The following is a 13,314-nucleotide window of genomic DNA, read 5'->3' as shown; positions in this document are numbered from 1 at the left end:
GCAGGCTGGGGTGATGATGTTATTCATCTGGTGCGGCGTGAGGTTCTGGAATTCATCGATCAAAATCAGGCTCTGCTGGAAGCTGCGACCCCGGATGTAGTTGAGGGATTTGAACTGCAACGGCACTTTGCTGAGGATGTAGTCGACGCTGCCATGGGTGTTTTCGTCATCCATGTGCAAGGCTTCGAGGTTGTCGGTGATGGCGCCCAGCCAAGGCTCCATTTTTTCCGCTTCGGTGCCAGGCAGGAAGCCGATTTCCTGGTCCAGGCCCTGCACGCTACGGGTGGCGATGATCCGGCGATAACGTTTGCTGACCATGGTCTGCTCGATCGCAGCGGCCAGGGCCAGGATGGTTTTACCCGAACCGGCCGCGCCAGACAGGTTGACCAGGTGAATGTCCGGATCAAGCAAGGCGTAGAGCGCCAGGCTCTGATAGATGTCACGCGGTTTCAGGCCCCAGGCTTCCTGGTGCAACAGGGGTTCCTGATGCAGATCGAGAATCAGCAGGCGGTCTTCTTCAATCTCCTTGATCCAGCCGACAAACCCTTGTTCGTCGATGATGAACTCATTGATGTGCACCGCCGGCAGGTTGTCGATCAGCTTCACCTGGTGCCAGGTGCGGCCGTGGTCCTGACGGGTTTCGACCTTGCTCACGAGGTCCCAAAAGGAGCCGGTCATGTTGTGGTAGCCGTTAGGTAGCAGCGATACGTCGTCGACCAGTTGGTCGGTGCTGTAGTCCTCGGCCGCAATCCCGCACGCCCGGGCCTTGAGGCGCATGTTGATGTCTTTGGTCACCAGCACCACGGGCAACTTCGGTTCGCGCGCGTGCAGATCGATCAACTGGTTGATGATGATGTTGTCGTTCAGGTGCTCGGGCAGAATGATATTCGGCTCAGCGCGCTTGCTCATCAGAATTGACAGCAAACCCTTGGGCCCACTCTTGCCGCGCTGGATCGGCACACCGAGTTCGACGTCCTCGGGGCTGGCATCGCCCAGGGTCTTGTCGATCAGGCGGATCGCCTGACGGCATTCGGCCGCAACGCTGTGATGCCCGCTCTTGAGCTTATCCAGCTCCTCAAGCACGGTCATCGGGATCGCAACGTGGTGTTCTTCGAAGTTAAGCAGGGCGTTTGGATCGTGAATCAATACGTTGGTATCGAGTACATAAAGGATTGGCTGGTTGGAAGAAGAACTACGTCCGTGATCATCCATACTCGGTCACCTTTGTGGGAGCCATTCGACGCAATACCGTGACAGTGCTGCGCCTCGAAGTGGCCACCGAATTCACCTGTTGGGACTCAAGTGAACTGCTCACAAATGGGTCTTGGAAGACGCCACCTGTGTTGCAGGTTTCGGCGGTCTGTCTTCGTAATACTCCAAAACCCATGACAGAAAAAAGTACTTTGACGTTTTTTTGAAGTTTATTTTTCAGAGTGACGAATAGCCCTTGGCGTGCAGGCATTGTGCCGTTAAAGTCGGAAGTCCGCCTGCATCGAAATTCCTTTCAAAATCGCCCCGCCCTGCCCTCTGCCCCAATGATTGCGGGCTTTTGCGTATTTCAGCGAAACGCCACCTGACAGTCCTCCCAACCGATCCCGCTTTGCGCCGTTTGGCCGATCAGCCAAGGCATCGACGTTTTCACCGCGTCCTGCTTCACATTGAAATTGATCACGCCGTGACGCCACAACAGCATCAGCGTCAGCACCCGCTGGGCGCTCTGGCTGCCCTTGAGCTTGCCCGCGCCGTCCTGGGGATCGATGTCCCACAGCGCCACCTGCAAACCCTGCGATTCGAAGAAGCCCTGCGCATCGGAACGACGCTGGCCATCCGGCGGGCGGAACAGCGGCACGTAGTTTTCCGGCAATTTGCTCTTCACCAGTTCGGCGCTGCGTTTGACCGAGTCCTGCCAGTCTTGCCAATGGCTGTGGGAGCGGAACTCCCAGCCCTGCACGCCGAGGCATTGCTGTGAATACATTGCTTGCAGACTGGCCACTGACCCGTCGGCCAGACGCGCCTGGATGTCCTTGCCGAGCACGAAGAACGTGCCGTTGATGTTCGACTTGCGCAGGTACTCGGCGATCCACCCGGTGTTGTCCGGAATGGCATTGGCTGCGCTGTCGAAGGTCAACAGAAACAGCCGGTCATGCATCTCGTCGCCGTTGTGCTCATAGTCGCCGAAACGATCGACTTCGCTGCTGGTTTGCGGAAACAGCGCAGCCTTGCGCAATTGCTCGTCCAGATACTGGGCGTGGAACAGGCGGCTCGGTTCGGACCATTTGATATAAAAGCTGTCGTCACTGACCTGAAACTTGGCCGCTTGCTCGCGCAAGGTCGGCAGGTCTTCGACCAGGAAACAGAACGACGCGTCCTGATCGCAGCTCTGCTGGGCAAAGTTGTAGTTGGTCAGCAGGCGTTGCCACATCCGCTCGCGCAGGCTGTTGACCGCGTCCAGATTGATCGTGCGCAGGCCCAGGCGTCGTGCCAGGCTGGCTTCATCCAGGGACTCGCTGGCCAGCAGGACGCGGGCGAACATGAGGATTTCGGCCCGCGACGCGACGTCGAACAGGGTCGGGCTGGTGAGTTGTTCCGGCCAGGTGCTGCGATCGAGCGTCGCCACATCGCCGGGCGCCGCCAGGGCACCGAAGCTCAAGAGCCAGGCCGAGAATAAAAAAACGATACGCAAAGGGATGTCTCCATAACAAAACCCGCGCGGCACTATAGCTGATCCCACTCAATATCCTGTAGGAGCGAGGCTTGCCCGCGAACACGGCGGCACATTCAACATCAATGTCACCTGACACATCGCCTTCGCGGGCAAGCCTCGATCCTACTGGGTTTTGCGTGGCACCACCGATCACCTATGGGCTTGATAGCTGGAGTCAACACCAACAACCCCCTAGAATCGCCGCACGATTAAAGGAGACGACTTCATGCTGATGGTGATTTCCCCCGCCAAGACCCTCGATTACGAAACACCGCCGGCCACCCAGCGTTTCACTCAGCCGCAATACCTGGACCATTCCCAGGAGCTGATCATGCAGTTGCGCGACCTCACGCCGGCGCAGATCAGCGAGTTGATGCACGTCTCCGACAAGATCGGCGGGCTCAACGCCGCGCGTTTCGGCAGCTGGACACCCGCGTTCACCCCGGAAAACGCCAAGCAGGCGTTGCTGGCCTTCAAGGGCGACGTATACACCGGCCTGAATGCCCAAACCTTCAGCGAAGCCGATTTCGATTACGCCCAGCAGCATTTGCGCATGTTGTCCGGCCTGTATGGCCTGCTGCGCCCGCTCGACCTGATGCAGCCTTATCGGCTGGAGATGGGCACCAAACTGGCGAATGCCCGTGGCAAGGACCTGTACGCCTTCTGGGGCACGCGGATCAGCGAATGGCTGAACGAAGCGCTGGCCGACCAAGGTGACGACGTGCTGCTGAACCTGGCCTCCAACGAGTACTTCTCGGCGGTCAAACGCAGCGCCTTGAACGCGCGCATCATCAATACCGAGTTCAAGGACCTGAAGAACGGCCAGTACAAAATCATCAGCTTTTACGCGAAGAAGGCGCGCGGGATGATGAGCCGGTTCGTTATCGAAGAGCGCATCAACAACCCGGACGCTCTCAAACAGTTTGATATCCAGGGTTATCGTTACAGTACCGAACAGTCCAAACCGGACAACTTGGTATTCCTGCGCGATCACACTCCCGAGTAACGCACTCATACAGCGCACGACCGTCGGTCGTGCGCACTGTTTAATCGTCCGACAATTCCCCGCCTGTTTCGCCATTCTCTTGGCGCCAAAAATACATCATCCAACTTCCTAACTTTTCTTTCACTCGACATTCATGATTTTTTTCAGTAGTGGCACCGAAAATTTTTATCGGTAGTGGCACATACACATCCAATTCAATAATTACCCTATATATAAAGGGCGAAACGGCAAGTGCTATCAATCTGAAAGCAGTGCCATCTTTTTCAATATTTCAAGAAATTTCAGGATTCGCGATGGGCGGACAGGAACTATGTCCAAATGCGTAGCTCATACCACCGGTAACTATTTTCCTTGAGCTTGTAGGAAATAACTTACGCAGAGACGACAACCATGTAGCGAAGTTGTCACACGAACTTCCGCTTAATGGCCTCTGATTCGGGCAGTACCGATAGGACAGGAGATACGCACCATTACTATCCCCTATACGGCCAAGGCAGCGCCCCTATAAACGTGCTCCTCCGAGCACCCAACCGCTTGATTTACGGGCCCTCAGCCTGACATCGAGCGCGCATGACCTTTGCACGATTGTCCTCTGAACAGGGGGCAGAATGCATAACAGGGCATACATAATAATAAGGCCTAGTTGCGCACATCTTGAGTGCACTTATTTAGTCACTCGGAACTTTGTTTGCCTGCACGCTGCATTGTGGCGCCTGTAAGCACGCACTTGCGAGTGCACTACGACCGCTGAACACCATTAACTCCGGCCATTTAATGGCTTGATAATTACAGAGGTAAATGCGATGCGCATCAGCATATTTGGTTTGGGTTACGTCGGTGCAGTATGTGCCGGTTGCCTGTCTGCACGTGGCCATGACGTCATTGGCGTCGATGTTGCCAAAGACAAGATCGATATGATCAACGCCGGCAAATCGCCCATCGTTGAACCGGGTCTGGGTGAACTTCTGCAGAAGGGTATCGAGACGGGCAAACTGCGCGGCACGACCAACTTCGCCGAAGCGATTCGTGACACCGACCTGTCGATGATCTGCGTTGGTACGCCAAGCAAGAAGAACGGCGACCTGGAACTGAACTACATCGAAGCCGTGTGCCGCGAGATCGGTTTTGTCCTGCGTGACAAGACCACCCGCCACACCATCGTGGTTCGCAGCACCGTTTTGCCGGGCACGGTCGCAAACGTTGTCATCCCGATTCTCGAAGACTGCTCGGGCAAGAAAGCCGGCGTCGACTTCGGCGTGGCGGTCAACCCTGAATTCCTGCGTGAAAGCACCGCGATCGCCGACTACGACCTGCCACCGATGACTGTCATCGGCGAGTTCGACAAGGCCAGCGGCGACGTGCTGCAAGCCCTGTACGAAGAACTCGACGCGCCGATCATCCGCAAGGACATCGCCGTCGCCGAGATGATCAAGTACACCTGCAACGTGTGGCACGCCACCAAGGTGACCTTCGCCAACGAGATCGGCAACATCGCCAAGGCTGTCGGCGTCGATGGTCGTGAAGTGATGGAAGTGGTCTGCCAGGACAAAACCCTGAACCTGTCGCAGTACTACATGCGCCCAGGCTTCGCGTTCGGCGGCTCTTGCCTGCCGAAAGACGTGCGTGCACTGACCTTCCGTGCCGGTTCCCTGGACGTCGATGCGCCGCTGCTCAACTCGCTGATGCGCAGCAACGTGTCGCAAGTGCAGAACGCCTTCGACATCGTGTCCAGCCACGACAAACGCAAAGTCGCCCTGCTCGGCTTGAGCTTCAAGGCCGGCACCGATGACCTGCGCGAAAGCCCGCTGGTTGATCTGGCGGAAATGCTGATCGGCAAGGGTTACGACCTGAGCATCTACGACAGCAACGTCGAGTACGCCCGTGTCCACGGCGCGAACAAGGACTACATCGAGTCGAAGATCCCGCACGTTTCGTCGCTGCTCAACTCCGACTTCGACGATGTGATCAACAACTCCGACGTGATCATCCTCGGTAACCGTGACGAGAAATTCCGCGCCCTGGCGGAACAGGCTCCACACGGCAAGCAAGTGATCGACCTGGTTGGCTTCATGTCTCAGGCCACCAGCGCTAAAGATCGCACCGAAGGTATCTGCTGGTAACAAGCAGCCCTCTGTAGGAGCCAGGCTTGCCGGCGAACCAGACGACGTGATGTGTCAGGTACGCCGTGTTCGCGGGCAAGCCTCGCTCCTACGGGTCCGAGGGAATTGACCTGGTTTTTTCGCCTGCCTTAACCCCATCGGGCCACCCCACAGGCTCGCCCGAGATAGAGACGGATGCAGATTATGCACAGGCTAAAGCACGGCCTTTTACAGGCCGCCGGTTGGCTGTTTTACCTAAGTTTATTGATGGGCATCGCCATGGCGTTGCCTTCGTCCACGTTCGACTCCGAGTCGAAGGACTTTATTTTCCTGATCGGTTTCATCGGGATCTGGCGTTACTCGATGGGTGCCACGCACTTTCTGCGCGGCATGCTGTTCCTGTACGTGGTCTACCCGCACCTGCGGCGCAAAGTGCGCAAGCTGGGTAAAGCGGCAGACCCGTCGCATGTGTACCTGATGGTCACCAGTTTCCGTATCGACGCCCTGACCACTGCTCAGGTCTACGCCTCGGTGATTCGCGAAGCGATCGACTGCGGCCTGCCGACCACCATGGTCTGCTCCATCGTGGAAATGTCCGATGAGAAGCTGGTGAAAAGCCTGTGGACCAAAATGAATCCACCGGCTCGCGTCAAGCTCGACTTCGTGCGCATTCCCGGCACCGGCAAGCGCGATGGCCTGGCCTACGGTTTCCGCGCCATCTCCCGCCACTTGCCGGATGACCGCGCAGTGGTTGCAGTGATCGATGGCGACACCGTGCTCGCTCCTGGCGTCGTGCTCAAGACCGTGCCGTGGTTCCAGCTGTTCGGCAATGTCGGCGGCCTGACCACCAACGAGTTCTGCGAAGTACGCGGCGGCTACGTCATGGCTGAGTGGCACAAACTGCGCTTCGCCCAGCGCCACATCAACATGTGCTCGATGGCCTTGTCCAAACGCGTCCTGACCATGACCGGCCGGATGTCGGTGTTTCGCGCAACCGTGGTGACCGACCCGGACTTCATCGCCGACGTGGAAAGCGACTCGCTGCAACACTGGCGCCTGGGCCGCTTCAAGTTCCTGACCGGTGACGACAAGTCGAGCTGGTTCAGCCTGATGCGCCTGGGTTACGACACTTTCTACGTACCGGACGCGGCGATCCACACCGTGGAACACCCGCCGGAAAAAAGCTTCATCAAGGCCAGCCGCAAACTGATGTTCCGCTGGTACGGCAACAACCTGCGTCAGAACTCCCGTGCCCTGGGCCTGGGGATGAAACGCCTTGGCCTGTTCACCTCGGTAGTGCTGTTCGACCAACGTGTGTCGATGTGGACTTCGTTGCTCGGCCTGACCGTAGCGATCATCGCCAGCTTCAAGTACGGCGGCGCGTTCATCCTCGCTTACCTGCTGTGGATCGGCATCACCCGCCTGATTCTGACCCTGCTGCTGTCCTGCTCCGGTCACCGCGTCGGCCCGGCCTACCCGATGATTCTCTATTACAACCAGATCGTCGGCGCGCTGGTGAAGATCTACGTGTTCTTCCGCCTCGACCAACAATCCTGGACTCGCCAGGACACCAAATTGACCCGTGATCTCGCCAGCTTTCAACGTTGGTTCAACACCTGGTCGTCTCGGACCATGACCTTCTCCGCCGGCAGCGTTTTCGTCGCCGTGCTGCTGATGATGGTCTGACCGCCCCCTTATTGAATTAACCAGGAAATTGCCCCTATGAATACCGCCGTCAATGCCAACGTAGTGCACGAATCCGAAGCCCAGCGCCAACACGCCCGAGTGAAAATCCCGGCCAAGCTGCGTTTCTTCGGTCCAGACCGTACGCCGGTCGATGCCCGGGTCCTCGACCTCTCCGCTGGCGGCCTGGCGTTCAACGCCGGTCAGCTGCCGCTGAAGATCGGCGACGTGCACAAGGCTCGCCTGCAATTCGTCATCGATAACCTCGGCCTGGCCATGGACGTGGAGTTGCAGATCCGCTCCTTCGATCGCCAGACCGGTCGCGCCGGTTGCCAGTTCCAGAACCTGGAAGCGCAAGACATCTCGACCCTGCGTCACCTGATCACTTCTCACCTGTCCGGCGACATCGTCAGCATGGGTGAAGTGCTGGCGACCCTGCAGCGCGACAACTTCACCAAGGCGCGCAAGGTCAAGGATGGCGGCCACGGCATGACCCCGTTCGGTCGTCTGCGTGCGGTGACGTTCAGCTTCGCGATTTTCCTCGTCGGCCTCGCGGCGTTCGGTTTCATTTTCAAGTCGGTGTACGGCATGTACTTCGTCAGCCACGCCCAGGCCGGCATCGTCAGCGTACCGGGCATGAACATCACCATGCCGCGCGACGGCACCGTGCAGAGCCTGATCAAAGCCGACGGCATTGCCGCCAAAGGCGCACCGCTGGCGACCTTCAGCACCAGCATGCTCGATGTGCTCAAGGGCCATCTGGACGAAGACCAGTTGCAACCGGCCAAGGTTGAAGAACTGTTCGGCAAGCAAATGACCGGCACCCTGACTTCGCCGTGCGATTGCACCGTGGCGCAGCAACTGGTCGGCAACGGTCAGTACGCCAGCAAGGGCGACGTGATCTTCAATCTGGTGCCGCGTAACAGCGAAGCCAACATCGACGCGCGCTTCACTTATCGCCAGTTCGCCGACGTGCGTCCAGGCGCGCCAGTGACCTTCGAAATCGCCGGCGAAGACAAGGTCCGCACCGGCAAGATCGTCAGCAGCACCAGCCTGAAAAGCGCCGACCTGTCCTCCGACATCCGCGTACAGATCAAGCCTGACGAGCCGCTGGACACCACCTTCGCTGGTCGCCCGGTGGAAGTGAACAGCGATCGTGGCCCGAGCTTGAACTGGCTGATCGACAAAGCCATGGCCGCCGGTATTTAAGCAGAGGACATGCCCGTGACGACTCCACAAATCCTCAGTACATCGCAGTCCCTGTGGGAGCGAGCTTGCTCGCGATGGGATCAGCGCGGTCTGTCTGATGCACCGAGCCGCCAGCATCGCTCTCACACTGGCTATGCGTTCTGTGCCCTGGCGCTGGCCGTGAGCCTCAGCGGTTGCGCCGGCCTGCCCGACCAACGCCTGGCGAACGAAGCCCTGAAGCGCGGCGACACCGCGCTGGCGCAGCAGAACTACCAGCAACTGGCAGACCTGGGTTACAGCGAGGCCCAGGTGGGCCTGGCCGATATCCAGGTCGACAGCCGTGACCCGGCGCAGATGAAACAGGCCGAGGCGACTTACCGCGCCGCGGTCGGCGTTTCGCCGCGAGCCCAGGCTCGTCTCGGTCGCCTGCTGGTGGCCAAGCCCGGTTCTACTGAAGCCGAACAGCACGAAGCCGAAGGCCTGTTGAAAAAAGCCTCGGCCAATGGCGAAGGCAATACGCTGATCCCGCTGGCGATGCTGTACCTGCAATACCCGCACAGTTTCCCGAACATCAACGCCCAGCAGCAGATCAGCCAATGGCGCGCCGAAGGCAAACCGGAAGCGGGCCTGGCCCAAGTGCTGCTGTATCGCACCCAAGGCACTTACGACCAGCACCTGGACGAAGTCGAATCCATCTGTAAAGCGGCGTTGAACACCACCGACATCTGCTACGTCGAACTGGCCACGGTTTACCAGAAACAAGCCAAGCCAGAACAAACCGCCGAGCTGATCAAGCAGATGCAAGCCGCCCATGCACGCGGCACTGTTTCCGCTCAACGCGTGGACAGCGTCGCTCGCGTCCTCGGTGATGCGACCCTGGGCAAGACTGACGAGAAAACCGCGCAGTCGCTGCTCGAAGAAATCGCCCCTGGCTACCCTGCTTCCTGGGTCAGCCTGGCGCAATTGCTTTACGACTTCCCGGAACTCGGCGACGTCGACACGATGATGAAGTACCTGGACAACGGTCGCGCCGCCGATCAACCCCGCGCCGAACTGTTGCTGGGCAAGCTCTACTACGAAGGCAAATGGGTGCCGGCTGACGCCAAGGTCGCCGAAGAACACTTCCAGAAAGCCGTCGGCCGTGAAGTCGCCGCCGATTACTACCTCGGCCAGATCTACCGCCGTGGCTACCTGGGCAAGGTCTACTCGCAAAAAGCCCTGGATCACTTGCTGACCGCTGCGCGCAACGGCCAGAACAGCGCCGACTTCGCCATCGCCCAGCTGTTTTCCCAAGGCAAGGGCACCAAGCCCAACCCGGTCAACGCCTACGTCTTCAGCCAGTTGGCCAAGGCTCAGGACACCCCGCAAGCCAATGAGCTTGCGACAACACTCGAAGCCCAACTGCCGCCTGCCCAGCTCGCCGAGGCCCAACGCCTGTTGAAACAAGAACAGGCCGTTCGTGGTTCCTCGAGCCAGAACAAGCTGGATTTGCATGCCCTGCAAGAAGAAGACGGCGAGGAAACCCTATGAAGCTGAATCCATTCGTCAAGGCCGGTATTGGCCTGACATTCGCCCTGCTGTGGTCGTGTCCGACCCTGGCCGCGATGACCGATGCCAAAAACTACGGCCTCGAAGTTAAAGTCACCGGCCAGTCCGAAGACGACGCCGACCTCGGCACCGCCAAGGGCGGCGACGTCAATGGCCTGGGCCTCGACCTGCGTCCATGGGTCTACGGTGAACGTGGCGCGTGGAGCGCCTATGCGATGGGTCAAGCGGTGACGTCCACCGACATCATCGAAACCGACACCCTGCAACAGTCCGACAGCGACGGCACCCAGGACACCGACAACGGTGATCGCAAGTCCAAGAAAAACTACCTGGCCATGCGCGAATTCTGGGTTGGCTACAGCGGCCTCACGCCTTACCCGGGCGAGATGCTCAAGCTCGGTCGCCAACGCCTGCGCAATGACGACGGCCAATGGCGCGACAGCAACATCGAAGCCCTGAACTGGACCTTCGACACCACCCTGTTGCGTGCCAACGCCGGTGTGGCCGAACGCTTCAGCGAGTACCGCACCGACTTGAAAGAGCTGGCGCCAAAAGACAAGGATCGCCTGCACGCTTATGCCGATGCGGCGTATCAGTGGACCCCGGGCAACTGGGTCGGCATTCGCGGTCATCACACCCACGATGACGGCAAGCTCGACTACCCGGAACCGGGTGTGGCCGGCGATTCGCTGGACAAGAAACAGAATGGCGACATCAGCTGGCTCGGCCTTACCGCTGACAGCGATGCCTACAACTGGCGCAACACCAACACCGTCAACTACTGGGGCAGCATCACCGGTATGAGCGGCGACACCGACACAGTCAACGCGCTGAATGCCGACGGCACCCGCCCGACCGAAGCCAAGACCGGTGAAGACCTCAACGGCTGGGCTACCGATGTCGGCGTGCGTCTGCGCCTCGATCCGCAATGGCAAGTCGGTGCAGCGTATGCCCGCGCCAGCGCCGATTACGAACAGAACGGCCTGGAAAGCAACCGCTCGAACTACACCGGTACTCGCTCGCGGGTTCACCGTTTCGGCGAAGCCTTCCGTGGCGAAATGAACAACATGCAAACCGCGACCCTGTTCGGTTCGTGGATGCTCAACGACGAATACGACGCCAGCCTCGTGTACCACAAGTTCTGGCGCGTGGACGGCAGCAAACCGGTAGGCAGCAACGGTATCAACGCCGTCGAGAACAACACCGACGACGCCACCGGCGCGATCCTCTCCAGCACCTCGCTGCCGCTGCAGGATGGCAACAAGGACCTCGGTCAGGAAATGGACCTGGTGGTCACCAAGTACTTCAAGCAAGGGCTGTTGCCTGCTGCTTTAAGCCAGTCGATCGATGAGCCTTCGGCCTTGGTGCGTTTCCGTGGCGGTGTGTTCAAGCCCGGCGATGCCTATGGCAAAGAAGTCGATTCGTACATGCACCGCGCGTTCATCGACGTGATCTGGCGCTTCTGATGCGAGCCGCGAAAGGAGTGCCCGACATGACCTATCCGAAGAGAGGTTCGATCACGTTGCTGGCCGGCGCCATGCTGCTGGCCAGCTCGGTCGCCTTCGCCAACGCGGAGCCGGTTGCGCCTGCACAAAAAGGCCAGCCAGCGACCCTGGCCAAAGGACTGCAACAAGCCAAGACCTACACCGTCAGCAGCGCACCGACTGCACCGCTGGAGCTGGCCAAGCCGAAGCTGCCGGATACTTCCGGCTACACCGCCGAAGCCATCGCCGCGAAAGTGGTGCGGACCAAACCGGGCAAGGTCAGCGTGCGCCGGATGATGCAGGAAGACGCCTTGAAGGACTTCATCGGCGGCGACAACAAGATGGCCGAGTGGGTGGTGCGTCAGCACGGTATCCCGCAGGCGATCTTCGTCGACGACGGCTACATGAACCTCAAAGACCTGGCGAAGAAAGAACCAAAGTACATCAGCGAAACTTCGCCAGGTGTATTCCTGGCGAAGCTGCCGATTGTGGTTGGCCGCAAGGGCATCCTCGAAATCGACAAGCAGACCCAGGAATTGCGCCTGTCCCAAGAGGCGGGCTCGTTCCTGGTCAACGACGGCCAGTTGTTTGTGCGTGACACCAAGATCACCGGGTGGAGCGAGAAGGCCAATGGCCCGGCGCTGTTCAAGACGCCGAAGGAATTCCGTCCGTTCCTGCTGTCCTGGGGCGGCACCGAGACCTACATCGCCAACAGCAAGATCGCCAGTTTCGGCTACGCCAACAGTAAGTCCTACGGTGTGAGTATTTCCCAGTACACGCCGAACATGGCCAAGGTGCTCAAGCGTTCTGAACCGACTGGCTGGATCGTCGGTTCCGAGTTCTCGGACATGTGGTACGGCTTCTACTGCTACGAAGCCCGCGACTTCGTGGTCAAGGGCAACACCTACAAAGACAACATCGTCTACGGCATTGACCCGCATGACCGTTCCCACGGTCTGATCATCGCGGACAACACCGTATACGGGACCAAGAAGAAGCACGGGATCATCATTTCCCGTGAGGTCAACGACAGCTTCATCTTCAACAACCGCAGCTACGACAACCACCTCTCGGGGCTGGTGATCGACCGTAACAGCGTGAACAACCTGATCGCCTACAACGAGATCTACAAGAACCACACCGACGGCATCACCCTCTACGAGAGTGGCGACAACCTGTTGTGGGGCAACAAGGTGATCAGCAACAAGCGCCACGGCATCCGGATTCGTAACAGCGTGAACATTCGCCTCTACGAAAACCTCGCCATGGCCAACGGCCTGACCGGTGTCTACGGGCACATCAAGGACCTGAGCGACACCGACCGGGACATCAAGCTCGACCCGTTCGACGCCCAGGTGTCGCTGATCGTGGTCGGCGGCGAACTGGCCGGCAATGGCAGCGGACCGCTGTCCATCGACTCGCCGCTGAGCGTCGAGTTGTACCGCGTGTCCATGCTCGCGCCGACCAAATCCAGTGGCATCAGCTTCAACGGGATTCTTGGCGAGCGCCAGGATGAAATTCTCGACCTGCTGGTACGCCAGCAGAAAGCCGTGCTGATCGACCCTGTCGAACGCCAGACCGAAATGCAGGACTGAGGATAAT

General features: G+C 59.1%; 9 protein-coding genes. 7 read left to right on the top strand and 2 right to left on the bottom strand.

Translation table 11 applies throughout. The features are described 5' to 3' along the window. Together ACIOYV_RS21370 and ACIOYV_RS21365 are read right to left on the bottom strand one after the other, a co-directional pair. Positions 1–1,212, bottom strand: a 1,212-nt coding sequence (locus ACIOYV_RS21370; protein WP_401326800.1) for a PhoH family protein, incomplete at its 3' end; no start/stop codon positions are given. A 346-nt stretch (positions 1,213–1,558) separates the two neighbouring features. Further along, positions 1,559–2,683: a polysaccharide deacetylase family protein gene (locus ACIOYV_RS21365; protein WP_401326797.1), complete on the bottom strand. Its 1,125-nt coding sequence runs from the start codon at positions 2,681–2,683 to the stop codon at positions 1,559–1,561. A gap of 247 nt (positions 2,684–2,930) precedes the next feature. Here ACIOYV_RS21365 and yaaA point away from each other — a divergent pair, with 247 nt between their 5' ends. The 7 genes from yaaA (at position 2,931) to algG (ending at position 13,307) form a co-directional block, all read left to right on the top strand. Further along, a complete protein-coding gene (yaaA, locus tag ACIOYV_RS21360) occupies positions 2,931–3,710 on the top strand; it encodes a peroxide stress protein YaaA (protein WP_163908572.1) in 780 nt (259 codons plus the stop codon). A gap of 803 nt (positions 3,711–4,513) precedes the next feature. After that, entirely contained in the window at positions 4,514–5,830 is a 1,317-nt protein-coding gene (locus ACIOYV_RS21355; protein WP_401326794.1) for a nucleotide sugar dehydrogenase, read from the top strand. Between the two features lie 183 nt (positions 5,831–6,013). After that, entirely contained in the window at positions 6,014–7,495 is a 1,482-nt protein-coding gene (gene alg8, locus ACIOYV_RS21350; RefSeq protein WP_401326791.1) for a mannuronan synthase, read from the top strand. Positions 7,496–7,531: 36 nt separating this feature from the next. Next, the gene (locus tag ACIOYV_RS21345; protein WP_290024609.1) at positions 7,532–8,701 is read left to right on the top strand and encodes an alginate biosynthesis protein Alg44; all 1,170 of its coding nucleotides are present in this window, start codon (positions 7,532–7,534) and stop codon (positions 8,699–8,701) included. 15 nt (positions 8,702–8,716) lie between these two features. Beyond that, positions 8,717–10,210 carry an alginate biosynthesis TPR repeat lipoprotein AlgK gene (gene algK, locus ACIOYV_RS21340; protein ID WP_401326788.1) on the top strand — a complete coding sequence of 498 codons (1,494 nt, stop codon included), beginning with the start codon at positions 8,717–8,719 and terminating at the stop codon, positions 10,208–10,210. Continuing rightward, complete coding sequence (locus ACIOYV_RS21335) at positions 10,207–11,694, top strand: alginate export family protein (protein ID WP_054049726.1); 1,488 nt, start codon at positions 10,207–10,209, stop codon at positions 11,692–11,694. Before algK ends, ACIOYV_RS21335 begins: the two co-directional genes overlap by 4 nt. Before the next feature lie 26 nt (positions 11,695–11,720). Then, positions 11,721–13,307 (top strand): mannuronan 5-epimerase AlgG, encoded by a 1,587-nt coding sequence (gene algG, locus ACIOYV_RS21330; protein ID WP_401326785.1) that lies wholly within the window; start codon positions 11,721–11,723, stop codon positions 13,305–13,307. Positions 13,308–13,314 lie beyond the last annotated feature (7 nt).

This window comes from Pseudomonas sp. NPDC087342, assembly GCF_044744265.1.
In the GTDB taxonomy this organism is placed as follows: domain Bacteria; phylum Pseudomonadota; class Gammaproteobacteria; order Pseudomonadales; family Pseudomonadaceae; genus Aquipseudomonas; species Aquipseudomonas nunensis.
The sequence above is the reverse complement of the archived record's forward strand: the minus strand, read 5'-3'. Positions and strand labels throughout refer to the sequence as shown.